Source organism: Pseudoalteromonas sp. 2CM28B (genome assembly GCF_023161935.1).
Genome location: NZ_JALNTH010000020.1, coordinates 60,768 through 83,195 on the forward strand (window position 1 = coordinate 60,768; position 22,428 = coordinate 83,195).

Sequence of the window (22,428 nt, forward strand, 5' to 3'; positions counted from 1 at the left end):
ACTTGCCGATGTGCTGGAATTTATGAAATATTACTATTTACCCTCTTTATTGTTATGCAGTCAGTTAAGTTTAATTAATAGTGCGTGTGCTGAAGATACCGCGCAATCAATTGAACGTATCACCACCACAGCATCACGTAGTGAAGCGCTCTCCACCCCATTACCTTTGGTGATCAGTGTATTAAGCGAATCACAACTTGAGCTTATAGCCCCTACCCATGTAGAAGAAGCACTGCAACGCGTTGCAGGTGCCAATATACAACGTGGTAATGGTCAAGAATATTTACCCGCCCTGCGCTCCCAGGTGCTTTCTGGTACGGGGGCTTGTGGAGGGATTTTAACTGCTGAAGATGGTATTGCACTTCGTGCCGCTGGGTTTTGCAATATTAATGAGCTGTTTGAAGCACATAGCGAAATGGCACAGCGTATTGAGGTATTAAAAGGCCCAGGCTCTGCACTGTATGGCTCAAATGCAGTGCATGGCGTAATTAACGTCATTACACCAGACACGACCCAAGGTGGTGGTTTACTAGGCTTTGATTATGGCTCTTACGGTTATGCTCGCTATAAATTGCGTGCAGGCCATGCTATGGATAATTCAGGGTTCGGTATTAATGCCAGCTTTACCGATGATGGCGGTTACCGAGATGATGAAAGCGTTAAACAACAAAAAATAAATGTGCGACATCGGTACGCTAACAACAACTTAAGTTTAATATCGGGGTTGACCTATACCGACTTAGACCAACAAACCGCAGGGTATATTAGTGGCTTTCAAAGCTATAAAGATGAAGATATTGCACAGCAAAATTTTGATCCTGACGCCTTTAGAAAAGCCCGTTCGCTTAGGGCTTGGAGTAAAGCAAGCTGGCAATTAGGTGAGAACACACTGGTTGTTACTCCTTATATTCGTGACCAAAGCATGGACTTTTTCAAACACTTTTTACCCGGTACTCCGCTCGAAAAAAACAGTCAAACGGGGTTTGGCCTACAATCGCTTTATCAACATTATGTGAACGACAATACGAACTTAAAGCTTGGCTTTGATGGTGAGTTTACCCAAGCCGATTTTTTACAAGCCCAAGATAACCCCACCCAAGGCTCTGCGTTTTTAGTGGCCACTGTGCCGCAAGGTAAACATTACGATTACCAAGTCGATGCAACCTTATACGCTCCATTTGCCGCTATTGATTGGCAGCTTAATGACTGGCTTATTACCGCTGGGCTGCGTTATGAGCACATGCAATATGACTATCAAAATAATATGCTTGCAGGGCGTACAAAAGAGGATGGCAACGAATGTGGTTTTGGTGGCTGTCGTTATAGCCGCCCCAAAAGCACTAAAAACAGCTTTAGTAATCTTTCGCCAAAACTCGGGGTGAGCTATCAGCTTAATACTAACAATACATTATACGCTAATTTTTCAAGAGGCTATCGAGCCCCCCAAGCGGCTGAACTCTATCAATTACAACGCGAGCAAAGTACTGCCGACTTAGACGCAGAAATAGCAAATAATGCTGAGGTGGGTATTAAAGGGATGTACAACAATACTCGCTATGGCTTATCGATGTATGCGATGAGCAAGCACAATACCATCTACCGCGACAGTGACTTTTTTACTGTTAATGACGGCCAAACTCGGCATCGCGGTATTGAGCTTGAATTAGCGCATAGCTTTAATCAGCATTTATCTGTTAATTTTGCAGGCACCTATGCCAAGCATACGTACTCGAATGAGCAAATTATTGGCAGCATTAATATTAAAGGTAACGATATTGATACCGCACCTCGAAAGGTTGCTAATATCGATTTTAACTGGCAAGCCAACGAGAGTATTAGTCTTGCGTTGCAATGGCACTATGTGGGCCGCTACTTTACCGACCCTGAAAACTTACATGAATATCAAGGCCACGATATTTTAAGCTTGCGCGGCCAGTGGCAAATTAGCCCACATTTATTACTCAGTGCGCGAATAATAAATCTAACAGACACTGCTTACGCTGAGCGCGCCGATTACACCAGTTTTACTGGCGAGCGTTACTTCCCAGGAAAACCGCGTAATGCCATGATTTCGGCAACTTATAATTGGTAGGCAACTAGTTCGCTCATGTAACGCATGGGCGATTTTTTCATTACCTTTTTGAACATAGTAATAAACGCACTCACCGATTCATAACCTAATAACTCTGATACCTGTTGTACACTTTGCTGATTAGATAACGCCTGCAGTGCAATTATAATATGCAATTGAGTACGCCATTTACCAAAGGTCATGCCTGTTTCTTTTTTTATCAATCGCGCTAAAGTACGCTCAGTTAAAGCAAATTGCTGTGCCCATTGTGGTAATGTTTTGCGGCTATTAGGCTGACTAATAAGCTGATCACTCATATTTTTAATCACACTATTTTTTGATAGTACAAAATCTAAAGGTTGAATTGGCATATCCACTAATTGATCAAATAATACTTGTGCAAGCCGCGCGGTTTTACCTATTAAGCTATAGTTTTGCTGGTTACCTGCCAAACTAAGCATTAATTCTTTTACAAGAGGACTGATAGTTAATGTACAGGCTGTAGCTGGCATTCCTTGTAAGTTTACATCAATAAATAAATGGCATAAATGCGCATTATCAGATGCCCTATTACTGTGCTCTACATTTGCTGGGATCCAAATAGCACTGTGGGTAGGTACCATCCACATTTTTGTTGCTACTTCACAAGTAACATAGCCATATAGAGCTAAAATTAACTGCCCTTTTGGGTGTGTATGCAGTGGAATTTCACGGCTAAGCTGGGCATATTCTATTTTTGCAATAATCGGCTGCGGCATGATTTCAAAGTTTATTATTTCATTCCAATCTTGGGAAAGCTGCATTTTGTCCGTTTTTAGTTATTTAATGTCTCTTTTACTAAATTATAGTGATGATTAAGCCTTTATACTAGGCTCAATTGCCTCTTGCTAAATAACTAACCTGCTAGGACATTTACCTTGTTAATCCAACAACCTCAATCTCGTTTATCTTTCGCATTATTAATACTGGGTATTTTACTTATTGCTAGTAACTTACGTGCGCCGGTGACTGGTTTAGCGCCTGTATTAGACCAAATAATTCTTAGTTTTAATTTAAGCGCATCACAAGCCGGTATGCTTACCACCTTACCTTTAATTGCATTTGCTGTAGCAAGCCCATTAGCAACTAGTATAGCTAAAAGACAAGGTTTAGAAGTATCGCTATTCATTGCTCTTATTTTGATTGGCCTAGGCTTAGCATCACGCATGATAGATTCTGTGCCGATACTCTATTTAGGCACCGTTGTCATCGGGGTAGGCATTGCAATAGGTAATGTACTGTTACCGAGTTTAATTAAGCGCGACTTTGCACATAAAGTAGCAGTAATGACCTCGGCGTATGTACTTGCTATGGGTATTTTTGGTGGTAGTTACTCAGCGTTAATTATTCCACTTGCAGAATATAAACAAATGGGTTGGCAAATCGCTTTGGCCAGTTATGCGTTAATTACTTTACTAAGTTTATTTATTTGGTTACCGCAATTAAAGCTACGCACCAAACCAACTAAAGATCTAGTTGAAAATACCGATGAGGTTAAAGTGTGGCACCAAGCGCTTGCGTGGCAAATTACCTTGCTACTTGGCTGTAATTCGTTATTTACTTATATAATTATTGGCTGGTTACCAAGTATATTAATTGACAGTGGCTTCAATGCACAGCAAGCGGGTGCATTACAAGGCTCATTTCAGGTGGCTTCGGCATTGCCTGGTATTATCTTAATTCCTTTATTAGCAAAACTGAAAGATCAGCGTGTACTCACCTTTGCCTTAGGAGTATTGGCAAGCCTATCTTCAATAGGACTACTGTATATGCCAGTACATGCGTTTGTGTGGTCAATTACTATGGGGTTTTGCTCGGGAGCATGCTTTATATTGGGCTTGTCGTTTATAAGTTTACGTACTCACGACTCACATCAAGCTGCTGCCCTTTCAGGTATGGCGCAGTGTATTGGTTATTTACTTGCCGCTACGGGGCCTATTATTGCAGGTGCACTACATAGTTATTTTGGTAACTGGACATCTACTTTGTGGTTTTGCGCGAGTGCGAGTGCACTAAGCGCTATGTTTGGCTATTTAGGCGGACGGAATATTACTATGCGCAACAAGGCCTAAGTGTAAATTAAAGGTGGGCCGTGCAATCATAAGCCCACTGTTTATACTTTAAACTAGTTTAATAAGCCTGAATTGCTTTTTGCCACGCTGAATTATCCAAAAGCGTTCAAACAACGAAATATCAAGCTGCGCATGCTCGTCAGTAACGACCATACTGTTAATTTTAATCGCATTAGCTGTTATTAATTCACGCGCCTGTCGCTTTGAGCTGGCCAGTTTACTTTTAACTAATAACTCAGCAATACTTATTTGCGTGTCGCTAATAGTGTTCACGGTTAGCCCATCTTGCTCTAACTGTTCAAGCTCTGCCAAGGTGAGTGTTTGCACCTGACCATTAAATAACAACTCAGTGATACGCTGCGCACTTGCCAAGCCTTCTTCAGCATGAACAAAACGTGTTAATTGCTCAGCTAAAATGCGCTGTGCTTGAGGCTTTTGGCCGCTTATCTTATCGTTTGCTTCTATGGCCTCAATTTCTTTAACTGACAAAAAAGTATAAAAACGCAAAAAGTTATACACATCAGCATCTTCACAATTTAACCAAAACTGATAAAAGCGATACGGTGAGGTTTTTTTAGGCTCGAGCCAAATAGCACCGCCCTCAGTTTTTCCAAATTTTGTGCCATCTGACTTAGTAATAAGTGGCAGTGTTAAACCAAACACTGTTTGCTGGTTTAAACGGCGGGTTAAATCAATTCCACTGACAATATTACCCCACTGATCGTTACCACCTATCTGCAAAGTACAATTTAACTCACTATTGAGCTTAGCAAAGTCATACGACTGCAATAAGGAGTAACTAAATTCAGTAAACGACAACCCTTGGTCTGGACGTTGCAAACGTTGTTTTACTGACTCGCGGTTGAACATGGTGTTAATTGAAAAGTGTTTACCTACATCACGAAAAAAGTCTAATACATCAATACAGCTAAACCAGTCAGCGTTATTTTTTATTTGCAGTGGCTGGTTTAAATGCGGACCAAGTACACTTTCAACTTGGTTTGCAAGCGCTGTCACCCATTGTGACACCGTTTGCTTGGTGTTTAGATTGCGCTCAGTGGCTTTAAAACTCGGGTCACCAATCAACCCTGTAGCACCCCCAATTAATGCCACACCTTGATGCCCTGCATCCATAAAACGCTTTAGCATTATTAATGGTACTAAGTGCCCTATGTGTAAGCTACCTGCGGTAGGATCGAAGCCACAGTAAACCACCTGTGGAGTTTTAAGCTTATGGGTTAATTGCTCAATATTACTCACTTGAGAGACTAAACCACGCTGCGTAATGTCATTAAGTAAATGTGCTGTCATCGTATTTCTCAAAATTATCTATAAGAAAAATACTAATTAAACTCAGCGATGGGCACTATATCCCTAAAGGGACATAATCGCGTTTTATTTTGCGTGCATTAAATGATTTAAAAACAATCGAAAAAATTCACTCAGTGAAGCAACGTTTAACTGCGAATATATACGTTTGCGATGGTTTTTAACTGTACCTAGGGCAATCCCAAGCTGAGCAGCAATATCTGCGGAGTCGCAACCTTGCACAATTAAACAAGCCACTTGATGCTCTCGTTGAGTAAGTTGTAGGTTAGCAAATGATGTGAGGGCATTTTCTATAAGCTGCCCAGTAACTGAATTATTAAATTGATTTAATAGTAATTTTTGGCTACCCCAATGTTGGCTACACAGTGCTTTTATTAAATTAAAATGTGCTATTAATTGCTGCTTTTGCAACGCAATAAAGCGTTGGTTATTGGATAATAAACCAAGGTAAATAACAATCGAGCGACCGTTACCTATATTAGTACAAATACTGAGCTCATCAGTCCAGCCAGTGTGAGTATAAAACTGCTGTTGATATGCCTTAAAGGTCAGTTCATCTTGATAACGAGCTATATCAGCGAGCCGAAATACTCCTTCCTCAGCTTTACTAACCAGTTCAGTATAAAAAGGGTCGTTTACAAACGAGTTAGTAAGGTAGCGCTGAAATAAAAGTTCACGCTGTTTCTCGATAGAATCGAATAAATAAATGGGATGCTTATTTACTCTGCAAGCCAATACAACCGCACAATCAAACTCAACAATAAGGGCAATGTAATTAACCAGCTTTTGCGCAAAACTGGTCCCCTTTATAGCTTGTACACATTGCGCTAACGCATCTTGCTGAGTTAATTGCTGCTGCGAGTCCGACTGCATTATGATGCCATTTTACACTGAGTATTACTGATACAAGTTTGCTTGCTTAATACTGGCAAAATCATTAAAACGCACGCCGTGTTGGCGCATCACTTCAAGGATTTTTTTACTGATCATTTGTCGTAAATAAAACGGCTGATTCGGCACAAAATGATGAATAGTATGAGTATGCCCAAAGTTAAAGCAAAATAAATTAAATGGCATAAACAAACGGCTGGTGATGACGTGAGTTTGTTCAAGCATATTATTAACACCGCCGTAATAATGCATACTTGAAGTAACAAAATTAAGTGAGCTCGAACGCACAATATTAGGCACAATCAGCACCACCATTAGAAATTCAAACACATTCATTACATCAAGCAGCAATACAGGTGAATTAGCAGCCAGTGGAGTGAACAAATTAACTAAGTGAAACACAATTACGCTATATAAAATGGCGAAATACGCAGTGGTAATTGGAAAACCTGCATTAAACACTTTAAAGAAGCTAAACCCATTAATTTCTTTACTAAAACGTTTTGCATTAATTAATAAACCGAGTAATCCATCAACAATTACCAAAGCACGTAAAAACGGATTTTTAATACCATTACCTACCAAACGTTCTTCTAAGTCTTGCTCAGTACCCGACGTTTTATGATGATGTAAATGCATCTTGCGACGGTACCATGGGCTTATGGTATTAGGACGCATCAGCCACACGGTTAACATCATAAAATTATGCAAAAATGGTTGGTTGCTAAAATACTGTTTGTGGATTAAGTCATGCTCAAGCTCATGGGAAATTGAGGTAGCAATCGCCGCTAAAATAATGCATAGCCAAGCGGGAATAATAGCAAAATAATACAGCGTGCCAATTCCGATTAATGCACTCAAAGAAAGTAATAAAATAGTCATTCCTAAGGTATTTTGATGCATTAATAGCGGGTGTTTTTTACGCAGTAATGCTTCTTCAGCCTTAATCGCTTTTACAATGGCTTGAATATTCTGTTTTGCGGTTAGTTGAGTCATGGTGTTTTATTCGCAACAAGAGGTTGAGGTATATAATACCCGAGTCAAAACACATTGCATAACTTGTCATACCCGTATCAATGAAAAATACGATTAAAGTAGGCACGTGTTTACTATATAACCATAGTTCTGGATAAGAAACCTATCTCAAGCAGAGCTTAAGGTTAGGTAAACCAAAACGTTTACTGGGCAAGTTTAGATCAAAACCTACTGCTTATAAAAGTAGCAATGTTGGACACATTTTTTGTAATTAAAATCCGTAAACTCAAATCTTAGGCATAAAAAAACCCCTGCTAAATCTAGCAGGGGCTATAAAAAGTGGTACCAGCGGCCGGACTTGAACCGGCACGCCTTGCGGCAGGGGATTTTGAATCCCCCATGTATACCAATTTCATCACGCTGGCATCATTTTTCTTTAACCTTCTAAACACGAGAAGATAAAGAAAAACCACTTAAGAGTGAAAGATTATGTACCCTCTTCCATCTCATTGCCTAGCATTATACAAACAATGAGCAAAGCGGCAAGCGTTTTATGTATTAAGCGTGATCGACCGCTTAACATTTAGGCAACCATTAACATTTGAGCCAATATCGAGTTAAGCACGTAGCGTAATAGGTAGTATTTAATGGCTTATTTGCTAAACTATCGCGCACATTAACAGTGAGAGTATATTTATGTCGGCTGAGTTTCCACGAGCAGGGTTTTGGCGTCGTTTTGCATCATTGGTGTACGACACATTAGCTATTATCGCTTTTGCGATGCTAGCGGTGGTATTGTATTTATTTGCTATCCAAGGACTTATTTCCCTTGATGTTATTGCCCTCAATGGCGCTGAAGATGTATCTGCACGAATTCAGGATTCACTATTACTTTCTGGTATTCGCAGCTCGCTGCTGGTGCTTGTTGGCTTGGTCTTTTTTGGCTATTTTTGGACAAAAAGCGGGCAAACAATTGGTATGCGCGCATGGCGCTTAAAAGTGCAAACCAGCCAAGGAAGTTTAATTAGCTGGCCACAAGCTATTATCCGCAGTATCAGCGCATTACTTGGTTTAGGGAATTTAATGGTATTAGTCGACTTTAAAAATAAAAAAGCACTGCAAGATTACTTATCAAAAACCGAAGTAGTTACGCTCACCAAAGAAGAAAATAAACGCGTGTATCGCGAACTATGATATCAATCCGCAATAATACTTAATTAAGCTAATTGGTATAACCTCAAGCTAAAGCATAAAAAACGCGGCACTTTTAAAAAAGGCCGCGTTTTTTAATAAAGCTACAAATTAAATTAAACCCGCTTATTCATCAAATAAGCTGCAAACCCAGTAAATAAAATGCTCGGCAGAACGGCGCCTACAATGGCTGGAATTTGATATACCATTACCACTGGGCCAAATATCTCATTGGTTAAGTGGAACACTATCCCCGTTACCACTCCCATAATAATTCGTGCCCCCATAGTTACAGTTCGTAGCGGACCAAATATAAACGATAAGGCAACCAACAACATCACAGCAATAGACACGGGCTGCATTAACTTACGCCATAACGCTAAATCATAGGTACTGGTGTCTTGTTCATTTTGCTGTAAATAAGCTAAATATGACCACAATCCGGAAAACGACAAAGACTCTGGTTTTACTGAAACCACGCCAAGTTTTTCCCCGGTAAGCTGCGACGGATAAAACTCTTCAGTAACTTGCTCCGTGGTAATAAGCTCTTCACTGATCAATACTTTATTCACATCGCGCAGTAACCAGCCATTATCACGCCCTACCGCTTCTTTTGCTTTAGTAATTTGTGTAAGTAGTAACGACTTATCAAAGTGGTACATATTTACGCCGCGGAGCATGCCGTTTTGGTCGACGTCTTCAATATTAATAAAGTTACTGCCATCTTTAGCCCACACGCCTTTTTGCGCATTAAATACATCCCCACCATGAATAGCTTGGTTACGCATTTCCTTAGCGTGCAATTGAGCTGCGGGCGCCCCCCACTCACCTAATGCCATTACGCACAGCGCCATAAAAATTGCGGTTTTCATTACCGAGCCAATAATTTGTAAACGCGACATACCCGCTGCTTGCATCACTACCAGCTCACTATTAGAGGCCAAAGCACCTAGCCCTGTTAAGCCACCGATAAGTGCTGCCATTGGGAAAAACACCACTAAATCGCCGGGCATACTATAAATGGTATATAGCAAGGCGGTCATAATATCGTAACTACCACGGCCAACCGATTTAAGCTGCTCTATAAATTTTATTAAAGTACTGATCCCTACCAATACCATTAGTGCAAATCCAGTCGTTTGCATAATGCTACGGCCTAAATACCAATCAAGCGTTTTCATCATATGTGTTGCTCCCGTTTAGTCACGACAGCTTTTAGCCAAACACCTAATGGGCGGCCTTTAATAATTAATAAACTACCTATAAATAATGCACTTAGGTGAATCCACCATAGGCCAATAGAGGGCGGAATTTTCCCATCTTCTACCGCAAATTTAGCCGCATTGAGTAAAATGAAATACCCTAAATATAAGCTCAAAGCAGGCACTAATTTAGCAAATTTACCTTGGCGTGGATTAACAACGCTAAGGGGTACTGCTAGTAAAGTTAATAATGGAATAGATAACGGAATAGCTAAACGCCATTGCCACTGTGCAATTGCTTCGGGAGTATTAATTGACATAAGTTCACGAGTTGGCACAGCTTCTAACTTACGCCGCTGATGTTCTATTTCTTGTTCGCGAATCTGTACGCTGTAGCCATCAAACTCAGTTAAGTTAAGTGAAGGCGCTTCACCGTCAGTTTCGTAGCGTTTACCATCAGTAAGTACTAACTGCTGCTCACCATTTTGTGCTTCAATTACAACGCCTTGCTCAGCGTATACTAAACGCGCTAAATCGCCTTTTTCACTATCTGGCAACTGTGCAACAAATACTTTATTAAGTTCTTTGCCGCCATTTTCAATATTATGAATAAATACCACGGCTTTTTCATTACCGGTTTGTTGAAAACGCCCAGCTCTAAGCGCCGATAATCCAGCATCCGCCTTTGCTTGCTCTTTTAATTGATATTCTTGCTCGCTAGCCCAAGGTGCAACATACAAGGTAAGTACCGCGGCGAGTAACGCTAAGATGACACTAGAAATAAGCGTAATGCGCACCACATACCACTCACTCACGCCACAAGCTTTAAGTACTGTCATTTCACTGTCAGCGTAAATACGGCTATAAGCTAAAATAATTCCTAGAAATAAGCTCAGAGGTAAAATTAATGATGCTAACTGTGGCAACTTAAGCGCAATCATGGCAAACACAAGCTTTGCTGGGATGCTCCCCTCTGAGGCATCACCAAGAATAACAACAAACTTTTGCGACAAAAATATGGTCATTAAAGTTAAAAATACGGCGACCTGCGATTTTAAAACCTCAGTGGTCAAATAACGGAAAATTAGCAACATTCGCCCCTGTTAAACATGGAATTTCAATATAATAATAAAAAACGATGAGTGAACTAGTTAATTCACTCATTTTAAATGAGTATTAAGCACATATTATAAGCCATCAATATTAATTATCCTACCTAACATCACGATATAATGTTGCATTAGTAACCCTTAAGCATATAAAGTTCAAATACACAGTAAGAGTCGAGTAAAATCTACTAATATTAGCGCTAGACCTAAAAATTTAGGTAAAAAGACTAGAAAACACATTTTTAGTCCCAATTTAGCTTCTATAGATGACTCAAAATCAGGAGTGACAATGGAATTCAACGTAAAAAGTGGTAGCCCAGAAAAACAACGCAGTGCGTGTATTGTTGTGGGTGTATATGAACCACGCAGGTTATCCCCCATTGGTGAACAACTTGATAAAATCAGCGATGGTTATATCTCAAATTTATTACGTCGTGGCGACTTAGAAGGTAAGCCAGGGCAAGTATTACTATTACACCATGTACCTAATATTTTAAGCGAACGTATTCTACTCGTTGGCTGCGGTAAAGAACGCGAACTAGACGATAAACAATATAAACAAATTATTTCAAAAACTATCAACACCTTAAATGAAACAGGCTCGATGGAAGCAGTGTGCTTTTTAACTGAGCAACACGTTAAAGGCCGTGATACCTATTGGAAAGTGCGTCAAGCGGTAGAAACAACCCAAGACTGTTTATACACCTTCAATCAGCTAAAAAGTAAGAAAGTAGACCCTCGTCGTCCACTGCGTAAAATGGTATTTAACGTTCCTACGCGCCGCGAACTGACTATAGGTGAAAGTGCCATTGAGCATGGCCTAGCGATTGCTGCTGGCAGCAAGTTGTGCAAAGACGTTGCCAATATGCCGCCTAATATTTGTAATCCAGCGTACCTTGGCGAGCAAGCCAAAGAACTGGAAGCTAATTTTGACAACATCACTGTTGAGCTAATTGGCGAAGATAAAATGGCCGAACTAGGAATGAACTCATACCTAGCAGTTGGTCGTGGTAGTGATAACGAATCAGTTATGTCAGTAATTAACTACAAAGGCGCAGGCGATGACCAAGCGCCTATCGTATTAGTTGGTAAAGGCTTAACCTTTGACTCAGGCGGTATTTCATTAAAACCAGGCGAAAGCATGGATGAAATGAAATACGACATGGGGGGCGCAGCTGGTGTTATTGGCGCTATGCGCTCGCTTGCACAAATGCAGCTACCGATAAACGTAATTGGTGTTTTAGCCGGCTGTGAAAACATGCCAAGCTCAAACGCCTATCGCCCAGGTGATATTTTAACCACTATGTCTGGACAAACGGTTGAAGTACTTAATACTGATGCCGAAGGCCGTTTAGTGTTATGTGACGCGCTGACCTATGTTGAGCGTTTTGAACCAGAAACCGTGATTGATGTGGCTACATTAACCGGTGCGTGTATTGTTGCTTTAGGTGCCCACGCTACGGGTTTATTAGCAAACCATAATCCACTGGCGCATGATTTATTAAAAGCGTCGGAGCAAAGTGGCGATCGTGCATGGCAACTGCCATTATGGGATGATTATCAAGATCAACTAGAAAGCCCGTTTGCCGACTTTACTAACTTAGGTGGCCGAGCTGCAGGCACTATTACCGCGGCCTGTTTCTTATCTAAATTTACTAAAAAGTATAATTGGGCTCATTTAGATATTGCCGGTACGGCATGGCGCAGCGGCGCTAAAAAAGGCGCAACAGGTCGTCCTGTTCCTATGCTGACTCAGTATTTATTAAACCGAGCTGGTATTAGCGAAGCAACTCACGACTAACAAACCAACACAGGGCTTCACAGCTCAATGTAGAGTAATAAATAAGGCGCTTTTAAAGCGCCTTATTTATTGGGTATTAATTGAAGCAACCCCCGTTATATGGCAAAATCCACTTCTTAATTTGTGTGTATTTAATAACAGCACAATCAATGTCATGGGAAATCCCGATACAATGAACATGAATGCCCAGTTTTTCATTTTAAAGCAACAAGATGAGTCATTAGCTAAAGCCGATGATCACTTTACTTTAGCAGCTCAAATAGCTGGGCAACAGTATCGGCTTGGTCAACGCGTATTTATTTTTGTAGATAGCGAAGAAACCGCCAACAGCATTGACGAAATTATTTGGACATTTGATGCCGACAGTTTTGTACCTCACAATTTACAAGGCGAAGGCCCAAAAGGCGGCGCACCTGTAGAAATAGGCACAACACCACCCGTTGGTAATCGTAAAGTATTAATTAACTTGGCCAATCACTTACCGGATTTTATTCGTCGGTTTAACCAAGTTTTTGATTTTGTACCCGTAGAGTCCGTAGCCAAACAAGCCGCTCGTGAGCGCTTTAAAAAACTACGCCAACTCGGTGCCAATATCACCACGCAAGATATTAATCGCTAACGCTCACTGCGTACAAAGCTAACTAACTCATTTAAGTACTTATTTAAGGTTCTGTGTAATGGATAAAACCTACAATCCGCAAGATATTGAACAGTCTCTCTATCAAGACTGGGAACAAAAAGGCTACTTTAAGCCATCTGGCCAAGGCACCCCATATTCAATTATGATCCCGCCGCCAAATGTCACGGGTAGCTTACACATGGGCCACGCTTTCCAAGATACCATCATGGATACCTTAACGCGCTTTAAACGTATGCAAGGTAACAATACGTTGTGGCAAGTAGGTACTGACCACGCAGGTATTGCCACACAAATGCTAGTAGAGCGTAAGCTTGCGGCAGAAGAAGGTAAAACACGCCATGATTTGGGCCGTGATGCATTCATCGAAAAAATTTGGGAATGGAAAAACGAGTCTGGTGGCACAATCACTAAACAACTTCGCCGCTTAGGTGCTTCTGTTGATTGGGACCGTGAACGTTTTACTATGGACGATGGCCTATCAGAAGCTGTTAAAGAAGTATTTGTACGCCTTCATAAAGAAAACCTAATTTACCGTGGTAAACGCCTAGTAAACTGGGATCCAAAATTACACACGGCGATTTCTGATCTTGAAGTTGAAAATAAAGACAAACAAGGCCACATGTGGAACTTACGCTACCCACTGGCTGATGGTGTAAAAACACAAGACGGTAAAGACTACATTGTTGTAGCCACTACGCGCCCAGAAACAATGCTGGGTGACTCTGGTGTGGCCGTAAACCCAGATGACGAGCGCTACCAAGACCTAATCGGTAAAGAGATTTTACTACCGATTGTTAATCGTCGTATTAAAATTGTTGCCGATGAACATGCCGATAAAGACAAAGGCACGGGTTGTGTAAAAATCACGCCAGCGCACGACTTTAACGATAACGAAGTAGGTAAACGTCATCAACTGCCGATGATTAATATCTTCGATAAAGACGCGGCTATTTTAACTAAAGGTGAAACCTACACCTTTGATGGTAAAGAACTTGAATTTGACGCGCCAATTCCTGAGCGCTTACATGGCCTTGACCGTTTTGACGCACGTAAAGCGATTGTGGCTGAATTTGAAGAGCTAGGCCTACTTGAAAAAATTGAAGACCATGGCCTAACTGTTCCTTACGGTGATCGCTCTGGTGTTGTTATTGAACCACTACTTACTGACCAATGGTATGTACGTGTTGCACCACTTGCTGAACCTGCAAAAGACGCAGTTAAAAACGGCGACATTCAGTTTGTACCTAAGCAATACGAAAACATGTACTTTTCGTGGATGAACGACATACAAGATTGGTGTATTTCACGCCAGCTTTGGTGGGGTCACCGTATTCCAGCTTGGTACGATAGCGAAGGCAACGTATACGTTGGTCGTGATGAAGCGGAAGTACGCCGCGATAACAATATTGCAGATAGCGTAGCGCTTAGCCAAGATGAAGACGTTCTTGATACTTGGTTTTCATCAGCACTGTGGACCTTCTCAACCCAAGGTTGGCCAGAAAATACTGATGACTTAAAAACCTTCCACCCGTCTGACGTGTTGGTAACCGGTTTTGATATCATTTTCTTCTGGGTTGCACGTATGATCATGATGACGCTGCACTTTATAAAAGATGAAAATGGCAAACCACAAGTTCCATTTAAAACCGTGTATGTAACTGGCTTAATACGTGACGATAACGGCGATAAAATGTCGAAGTCAAAAGGTAACGTACTTGACCCACTTGATATGATTGACGGCATTGGCCTTGAAGACTTAGTACAAAAACGTACTGGTAATATGATGCAGCCTAAACTTGCCGCTAAAATTGAAAAAGATACCCGCAAAGTATTTACAAACGGTATTGAAGCACATGGTACCGACGCACTGCGCTTTACCTTAGCAGCCATGGCTTCAACTGGTCGTGATATAAACTGGGATATGAACCGCCTTGAAGGCTACCGTAACTTCTGTAACAAGTTATGGAACGCAAGCCGTTACGTATTAATGAACACAGAAGAGCAAGACTGTGGTTTTAACGAGAGCGAAAAGCAGTACTCGTTAGCTGATCGCTGGATTTTAGGCCAATATGAAGCCACGGTTAAAACCTACACTGAGCACCTTGATAACTACCGTTTTGATTTAGCGGCGAACACATTATATGAATTCACCTGGAATCAGTTCTGTGATTGGTACTTAGAACTAACTAAGCCGGTACTATTTAAAGGCAATGAAGCTCAGCAACGTGGTACACGTCATACACTTATTACCGTACTTGAAAGCTTACTGCGTTTAATGCACCCAATGATGCCTTACATTACAGAAACAATTTGGCAACGTGTAGCACCACTTGCAGGGCTTGAAACAACAGGCACTAGCATTATGGTTCAAGGGTTTCCTGTTTATAACCAAGCCAATGTTGATTCACAAGCGATGGATGACTTAGAGTGGGTTAAGCAATTCATTTTAGCGATTCGTAATATTCGTGGTGAAATGGATATCAGCCCAAGCAAGCCGTTATCAGTGCTACTAGCCAATGCATCGAGCGACGATGTGCGCCGTATTAACGAAAATGAATCGTTTTTAGCGTCACTCGCTAAGCTTGAAGCATTTACTCTGCTTGAAAACAAAGACGATGCCCCTGCGTGTGCAACCTCTTATGTTGGCAACCTTGAGATTATGATCCCAATGGCGGGCTTAATTGATGTGGAAGCTGAGCTTGCACGTATCAACAAGCAACTTGAAAAAGCAGAGAAAGGCCTAGCGCAAGTGCAAAATAAACTGGCTAACGAAAAGTTTGTTAACAATGCACCTGAAGCGGTACTTGCTAAAGAAAATGCTAAGCTAGCTGAATTTACCGATGCTAAAACTAAGCTACTAGAGCAAAAAGTTAAAATAGAAAGCTTATAATTAAACCGTTACGGATGGCTTATGCTATTCGTAAACAGTTAATTTATAAGTATAAAAAAGCCGCTTACTTCATTTGAAGTAAGCGGCTTTTTATATCTAGGCTCTAGGCTCTAGGCTCTAGGCTCTAGGCTCTAGGCAGAATTAGAACGTGTAGTTATACTGAGCACCAATAAGTACGGCGTGACCTTTTGATTCAAAAGACCATTGCTGAGGTAGCGTTTCGCTTTCTACTTTTTCAGTGAACTTTTGCGTTTTACCACGTAATACACTCACACCCAAATCAACATTTGAGTTTTGATCGATCGCGTAGTTACCACCAAACGAGAACCAAAAACGGTCTGTATCAGGAATAGAAATTGATAAATGCTGTTGTGACACTGGCGACTCATCAAACGCAAAGCCGGCACGTAGCATTAAGTTTTCGCTGTACTGGTAATCAGCACCGATTGAGTAGCGCATTGCATCAGAGAAATCTTCTGTTTTTTCGAAGGCACTGAACTTATCGCCTGTAGGCGCAGTAACTTGCGCTTCTAATGAGTCAAAGCTGCTCCAACCTGTCCATAATACGCTGTAGTGAACGCCTAGTTTCTCGTCTAACTGATGAGAGCCTGAGAACTCAGCAATTGCTGGTAATGTAATTTCAACAGAGCCCGGTAATTCAAGCTGTCCGTTTAATCCACCAGGAATAGATGAAGGTAGTTCATTCGAGTATTCACCTTCAAAAGTAATATCTGTTTCTGTGCGGTAATTAAAACCAAAGCGGCTATTTTCATCTAGCTGATACATTAAGCCAACGTTTAAGCCGTAACCCATATCATCACCTTCAAGGTTAACCGCATCAGCACTTGCAGGAATAGAAGCAATAGCAGGGTTTACAGGAGGTACGAAACCAAACTTACGGATAATCTTCGCTTCTGCATAAATTGCATTCAAACCAATACCAAAGCTAAACTGCTCTGATACTTTATAAGCAACACTTGCGTTCATGTTTACAGTAACAATTTCAGTTTCACCGGCAATTTGGCCAGCTGCGTAATCATCGTTAAACTCAGTGGCAAGGCCAAAGTTAGAAAAAGCACCAAACCCAACCGATACTTTATCGTTTACTGGCATAGTGAAATAACCTGCAGGAATAATCGCGCTTGGTGCGATGCTGTCATCATTTAATACGCTGTTATCTAAACCGTAGGCATTACCTGTGCCTGTTAGGCTCACATCAGGAATGACAGCAATTGCTGCAACGCTAAGTTGCTTCTCTTTAAACAACGTCATTAACGCTGGGTTACGTGCTACTACAGACGCATCATCTGCTACAGATGCCTCACCTGCGTATGCACGACCTAAACCAGATACATTTTGCTCAGCAAGTTGAAAAGCCGCTGCAAAGGTATCTGCTGAAACAAATGCCAGCGATGCAGCAATAAGAGTTTTAGTAAATTTCATTGTTGTGTCCTTAGCCAAACTTACTGTTTGGATAGCTATGTGTGTTGTTATTAGAGTTTCAAACCCGCGTACACTACCTTAATTTTTTATAAAAAACCCTACTAAAACGTTAAAAAAGGCCAAAAAACACGTTTTTTAACGACAATTTAACAACTATTTAAAACTCATCGGAGCAGAAGTATGGTATTAGAGTATATACTCTAATGATATTAATTCTCATTTGCATTGACTTGAAATACTTTGCAATTTACACTGCCAATAAAATCACCAAGGGAGAAAACAGTGATCATTTTACTTATTGTTACAGCGCTTACTTTTTGTGGCTTAAGTGTTTATTTCTTTTATAAAGCAAATTATTGCGCGTGTACGCAGGCAGGTAAATGTGACAACCCAGTTAATCTCTATTGGTTAGCAGCCATTAGCATGGCAATTATTTCTTTGGTTTTTTGCTGCTTAGCGCTGCATGTAGAATTAGGCACATTACTGTGGATAACGTTAATGGGTAATTGCTTTTTAGGTGGGTATATTTCTGCTAAAACAAACAGAAAAAGACGATGCAAAAATACTAAAGCAGTAAATGCTCTTTTAAAAGTCGAGGTAAGTTAATTTTATAATCAGCGGGGGATCTCTCAAGTAACATAGCGCTAAATTCTCAAAAAGGTGTTTGGCTTAGCAGCAGAGAAGCGATGAAGCACCTTAAAATATCAGGCTGTGAGCTAATGCAACTCCTTAGCTAGATGTAAAAATGTGCTAGTTAGAGTATTAGATTAACACTTTTAAAAATTAATGGTGCTTTTAAGTCAACGTTTTTAACTTGGTCACACTCAGGTCACCATTTACTTGGATGTTAGTATTTACTATCAATAAAAGATAACGGAGCAAATCGTGCTCTCGGCAGGGATCGAACCTGCAACTTAGCCTTCGTAAAAACCTATACCCTGATAATCGATTATAGGAATAAAATATGTCTAACCTTTAAATTATTAATTACAGGTATACCCTAAATATTTAATACTTATGAGTCCCTTTTATTTGCATCACCGCTTTGAGAAAAACTATAGTCAGCTAATATTTAAAAGAGAAAAAAGCTTTCCAGTTGTCGTAAGCCATTTTAACTTTTACAAAATAAGATACATTTTTTAAAAAGCTAAACTACACACTTTAAGCAAACACCTTAACCAGCTCTCTTATTTACCCAATTCAGATGTGGATTAAGAAACTTAAAGCTATAAGAGTAATGCCCGAAAAAAACCAAACTCCACAGTATTTCACCCAGTAATTACTATTAAGATAAGTGACATTAGGATTGTTAGAGTCAATTAAAATTGTACAATCAATCCCATTTTTAAACTGGGCTATAAGCTGCTGATCAAAAGCAACAAAAACACTATAAAAATTACCTTTAAATTTATAGCTGACTAATATCCTCTTGTAGTGCAAAAGCTCTAAATTGCGCACGTTATTATCAATTACATTGTTAATGTTTACAATTTTGCAAACTCGCCAATGGTGCTTATCATAACGAATCCTGAGCCATCTTATAAATGTTAGTAAGCCCAACATAACGAAACAAAGCCCTAATAATAAAAGTAATAAGCTACTCATTTTTTAATGACTTATAAATATAATGTGCAGTTATAAGATCACTTAACGCTGTGCCAACAGACTTAAATACTGTTATATCGGATTCACATTTTCTCTCATAGTTATTTTTTTTAGCTAGCTCCGCAAGCTCGCCGGATATATTAGCTTCATCAAAAACTCCCTCAGAAATAGGAATCAACAATTCACCAGCTTCAGCAAGAACATTCTCCTTGCTATCTACATATACCTTACTTTGTGCGATAGTAATACTGTCACATTCGCGCGAGTCGCAGCGATGATTACCAATCAAATCAACATGCGTACCAGGCTTTAACCAACCACCTTTAAATAATGGCGTTGGTGAACCTGTTGCGCAGCTGATCACATCGGCACTTTTAATAACTTTTTCACAACTTTGTCCGATAACAAACTCAATATCAGTAAATGCACGCTGTAAGCTATTGTGTAAAACAGCAACTTTATCTTGATTACGCCCAATTAACGTTACACATTTAAAATCGCGCACACTCAAGTGTGCTCGAACCATATACTCAGCTAAATTGCCGCTGCCAAAAAACACTAAATGCTGGCTATCTTTTCGCGATAAATAGTAGCTTGCCAAAGCAGATACTACAGCTGTGCGCCAAAGTGTTACACTTGTACCATCAACCAGAGCAAGAGGTTCACCATGAGCGCGAGAGAACAGCATTATTTTTGAATAAAGTGACGCATACTCACTATCAGTATTACTTGGAAAGTAGGTAAATGCCTTTACTCCAATAACCTGTTCATTCCATGCTGGTAATACGGCAAATGCGTCATGGTTTGTGTCTGCTTTATCTAACTCATACACATGACGCTTGGGCATAGTAAACTGCTGAGCAAACCCTTTTTGTAAAGCAATGCGAAGCGAGTCAAAATCTAGGACAGCATCAATTTGCGTTTGATCTATTACTTTCATCCTACCCCTCCAATTCGAACGGCTTAGGGGCGTGGGTTAATACTTCATAACCATTTTGAGTTATTAAAATATCGTCTTCTATTCGCACACCACCAAAATTCGGAATGTAAATACCAGGTTCAATCGTGATCACATTACCTGCCTCTAATACATGACGGCAATTTTTATTAATAAAGGGCAACTCATGTAAAAACAAGCCAACTCCATGGCCCAACCCTTGCCCTGCCCATTTACCAAAACCAGAGTCATCGAGTACTTGCTGTGAGATGTTTTGTAAGTCTAGACAGTCAACACCTGCTTTGAGTAGGTTGATCGCTGCTTGCTGAGCATTGCTTACGCTTTGATAGATTGCTGATTGTTTCTTTGAAGCTTTACCAAGTACATAACTGCGAGTCATATCAGAGCGGTAACCATTGACCACTGCGCCAAAATCAAGAGTAATAAAATCACCTTTAGATAGAGTACGTTCACTCGGGCTGCCATGAGGCAGTGCACAACGCTCTCCAAACATTAAAATAGTGGCAAACGACATTCCTTCAGAGCCTAGTTTTTGCATTCTGAATTCAAGTTCCAGCGCTAGGTCTCGCTCTGTTACACCTTCTTTAAAATAGGGTAATGTTTGTCTAAGCGCTTCGTCAGCAATGGCCGCAGCCGCTTTTATTTGCTCGACTTCCCAATCATTTTTAACCATGCGTAAACGTTCAACCATACCGGTAACTTGTGTAACTGTATGACTAGTTAACTCACTTGCCACTTGCTGCCAAAGTGCAACATCAATAAAAGCGGCATCAAAACCTAATTGACTATTAGTCGTTAAAAAACGATTTATGCACTGACCTAATGTTTCACTATCACGATCACGGCTGACAACCTCAAAGCCAATAGACTCTTCTTGAGCTCGGCCAAAATAGCGATAATCGGTTATTAGTACACTTTCCTCCGCAGTTATTAACGCGTAAGCAGCATTACCGCTAAAGCCACTTAAGTAACGAATATTTTCATGGCCTAATACGAGTAGCGCTGTTAACCCATTTTTTTTTAATGCCTGCTTTAGTAATTGTTGGCGAGAGGTAAATTGATTTTTCATCGAAATATAAATCCTTGCTTTAGGGGATCATTTGGATCAATTAAAAAAGTATGTTTGCCAGTGACAAAGGCTTCACCGCTCACTCTAGGTATTACTGCATGGGTATCAGCTAACATGCATTGCGCTTTTAGCTCAACTGAAAATATAGAGCCTAAAATACTCTCTATTTTTATTTGCTGTCCTAATTTAAGCCTGCCTTTTGCAAACTCTAATGCAGCTCTGGCACTCACGCCGGTACCCGTAGGGCTGCGATCTAATTCGCCCTCAGCAAAAATGCAGACATGGCGGCTAAATACAGAATGACTTTTTTGTGAATTTGAATAGAAAATCACCCCATATAAAAAGCTTAATGTATCATCGGTCGGGTGTTTTGGTTGGTACTGGCTATTAACATGCTGTTTAATGATTTTTCCTAAGCTAATAATTTGTTCATGATTGTTGGGCGCCAAACTTACATCCAAAGTATCAGCATCTACAAAAGCATAATAAGCGCCACCATAAGCAATATCACAATTGACGACACCAAACAGAGGTATTTCTATTGGCATATCAAGTTTTTCTGCATAACTTGCAACATTATCAAAACAAACACTTATTAGTTGGTTATTTCGAAGAGTAATATACGCCTTGATAAGCCCTGCTGGTGTATCTATACGTAACTCATTAACGCCTTCAATAAAGTTGCAAATGCTGCTATCTTTAGCTGCTGTGGCAAGCGCTATGATAGCGTGACCACACATTGTGCTATAGCCTTCATTATGTAAAAACAGTACGCCAAAATGGCTATCTTTACGTTCAGGTTTTGTGATCAACGCGCCGTACATATCAGCATGACCTCGGGGTTCGAACATCAGTGCTTTACGTAGGTGATCGAATCTTGTTAGGCAATCAGCTCGCTTTTCAATCATGGTTTGCCCTTGTAGTTCAGCAAACCCATCAATGATTATGCGTAAAGGTTCACCGCCGGTATGCATATCAAGAGTATCCACTTGCAGCCAACCATCTTTAGGCTGTTGCCAATGAGAATATAAACTGTTCGTCATAGTTAACCTTAAAATTTATACGAAAAATGCCAAGCAGTTTCCTGCTCAGCATTAAGGCTGTATGGCTCAAATGAGCATGTGCTTAAACATCAAAACAACA

The 22,428-nt window shown here is 40.4% G+C and carries 17 protein-coding genes and 1 tRNA gene; 7 read left to right on the forward strand and 11 right to left on the reverse strand.

Features of this window, described 5'->3' with window-relative positions; genetic code table 11:
* The first annotated feature begins 22 nt into the window (after positions 1-22).
* Positions 23-2,092 (forward strand): TonB-dependent receptor, encoded by a 2,070-nt coding sequence (locus MTN96_RS22190; RefSeq protein WP_248532773.1) that lies wholly within the window; start codon positions 23-25, stop codon positions 2,090-2,092.
* On the opposite strand, the gene MTN96_RS22195 is transcribed toward MTN96_RS22190, so the two are convergent.
* Entirely contained in the window at positions 2,080-2,874 is a 795-nt protein-coding gene (locus MTN96_RS22195; RefSeq protein ID WP_036979979.1) for a helix-turn-helix domain-containing protein, read from the reverse strand. The genes MTN96_RS22190 and MTN96_RS22195 overlap by 13 nt on opposite strands.
* 114 nt (positions 2,875-2,988) lie before the next feature.
* Here MTN96_RS22195 and MTN96_RS22200 point away from each other — a divergent pair, with 114 nt between their 5' ends.
* On the forward strand, positions 2,989-4,182 hold the full coding sequence (locus MTN96_RS22200; protein WP_214552084.1) for an MFS transporter: 1,194 nt from the start codon (positions 2,989-2,991) through the stop codon (positions 4,180-4,182).
* A gap of 48 nt (positions 4,183-4,230) precedes the next feature.
* Here the strand turns inward: MTN96_RS22200 and tyrS are convergent, their stop codons facing one another.
* The 4 genes from tyrS to MTN96_RS22220 all read right to left on the reverse strand — a co-directional run bounded on the left by tyrS (position 4,231) and on the right by MTN96_RS22220 (position 7,802).
* A complete protein-coding gene (gene tyrS, locus MTN96_RS22205; protein WP_248532774.1) occupies positions 4,231-5,493 on the reverse strand; it encodes a tyrosine--tRNA ligase in 1,263 nt (420 codons plus the stop codon).
* 84 nt (positions 5,494-5,577) lie between these two features.
* On the reverse strand, positions 5,578-6,384 hold the full coding sequence (locus MTN96_RS22210) for a LuxR C-terminal-related transcriptional regulator (protein ID WP_248532776.1): 807 nt from the start codon (positions 6,382-6,384) through the stop codon (positions 5,578-5,580).
* A gap of 24 nt (positions 6,385-6,408) precedes the next feature.
* Complete coding sequence (locus MTN96_RS22215; protein WP_214552087.1) at positions 6,409-7,398, reverse strand: fatty acid desaturase; 990 nt, start codon at positions 7,396-7,398, stop codon at positions 6,409-6,411.
* 319 nt (positions 7,399-7,717) lie between these two features.
* Positions 7,718-7,802, reverse strand: a tRNA-Leu gene (locus MTN96_RS22220).
* 271 nt (positions 7,803-8,073) lie between these two features.
* On the opposite strand from MTN96_RS22220, the gene MTN96_RS22225 reads away from it, so the two are divergent.
* Positions 8,074-8,571 (forward strand): RDD family protein, encoded by a 498-nt coding sequence (locus MTN96_RS22225; RefSeq protein WP_036979992.1) that lies wholly within the window; start codon positions 8,074-8,076, stop codon positions 8,569-8,571.
* Between the two features lie 113 nt (positions 8,572-8,684).
* Here the strand turns inward: MTN96_RS22225 and lptG are convergent, their stop codons facing one another.
* Both lptG and lptF read right to left on the reverse strand, forming a co-directional pair.
* On the reverse strand, positions 8,685-9,752 hold the full coding sequence (gene lptG, locus MTN96_RS22230; RefSeq protein WP_036979994.1) for an LPS export ABC transporter permease LptG: 1,068 nt from the start codon (positions 9,750-9,752) through the stop codon (positions 8,685-8,687).
* On the reverse strand, positions 9,749-10,861 hold the full coding sequence (lptF, locus tag MTN96_RS22235) for an LPS export ABC transporter permease LptF (RefSeq protein WP_036983304.1): 1,113 nt from the start codon (positions 10,859-10,861) through the stop codon (positions 9,749-9,751). Before lptF ends, lptG begins: the two co-directional genes overlap by 4 nt.
* Before the next feature lie 307 nt (positions 10,862-11,168).
* Between lptF and pepA the strand changes: the two genes are divergently transcribed.
* From pepA to MTN96_RS22250, 3 genes are all read left to right on the forward strand, one after another.
* Positions 11,169-12,680 carry a leucyl aminopeptidase gene (gene pepA, locus MTN96_RS22240; protein ID WP_036979996.1) on the forward strand — a complete coding sequence of 504 codons (1,512 nt, stop codon included), beginning with the start codon at positions 11,169-11,171 and terminating at the stop codon, positions 12,678-12,680.
* A 172-nt stretch (positions 12,681-12,852) separates the two neighbouring features.
* Entirely contained in the window at positions 12,853-13,299 is a 447-nt protein-coding gene (locus MTN96_RS22245; RefSeq protein WP_248532778.1) for a DNA polymerase III subunit chi, read from the forward strand.
* A 58-nt stretch (positions 13,300-13,357) separates the two neighbouring features.
* Complete coding sequence (locus tag MTN96_RS22250; protein WP_248532780.1) at positions 13,358-16,210, forward strand: valine--tRNA ligase; 2,853 nt, start codon at positions 13,358-13,360, stop codon at positions 16,208-16,210.
* A gap of 141 nt (positions 16,211-16,351) precedes the next feature.
* Here MTN96_RS22250 and MTN96_RS22255 read toward each other — a convergent pair whose 3' ends face one another.
* Positions 16,352-17,653 (reverse strand): outer membrane protein transport protein, encoded by a 1,302-nt coding sequence (locus MTN96_RS22255; protein WP_248532781.1) that lies wholly within the window; start codon positions 17,651-17,653, stop codon positions 16,352-16,354.
* Positions 17,654-17,935: 282 nt separating this feature from the next.
* Here MTN96_RS22255 and MTN96_RS22260 point away from each other — a divergent pair, with 282 nt between their 5' ends.
* Positions 17,936-18,259, forward strand: a complete 324-nt coding sequence (locus MTN96_RS22260) for a hypothetical protein (protein ID WP_036980007.1) — start codon at positions 17,936-17,938, stop codon at positions 18,257-18,259.
* A 991-nt stretch (positions 18,260-19,250) separates the two neighbouring features.
* Here MTN96_RS22260 and MTN96_RS22265 read toward each other — a convergent pair.
* From MTN96_RS22265 to MTN96_RS22275, 3 genes are read right to left on the reverse strand one after another with little or no spacing between them, the layout of a single operon-like run.
* A complete protein-coding gene (locus MTN96_RS22265) occupies positions 19,251-20,198 on the reverse strand; it encodes an ornithine cyclodeaminase family protein (RefSeq protein WP_248532782.1) in 948 nt (315 codons plus the stop codon).
* 1 nt (position 20,199) lies between these two features.
* Positions 20,200-21,285, reverse strand: coding sequence for a Xaa-Pro peptidase family protein (locus MTN96_RS22270; protein ID WP_036980015.1), 1,086 nt, complete (start codon positions 21,283-21,285; stop codon positions 20,200-20,202).
* Positions 21,282-22,328, reverse strand: a complete 1,047-nt coding sequence (locus MTN96_RS22275; protein ID WP_248532783.1) for a proline racemase family protein — start codon at positions 22,326-22,328, stop codon at positions 21,282-21,284. Before MTN96_RS22275 ends, MTN96_RS22270 begins: the two co-directional genes overlap by 4 nt.
* Positions 22,329-22,428: the final 100 nt, after the last annotated feature.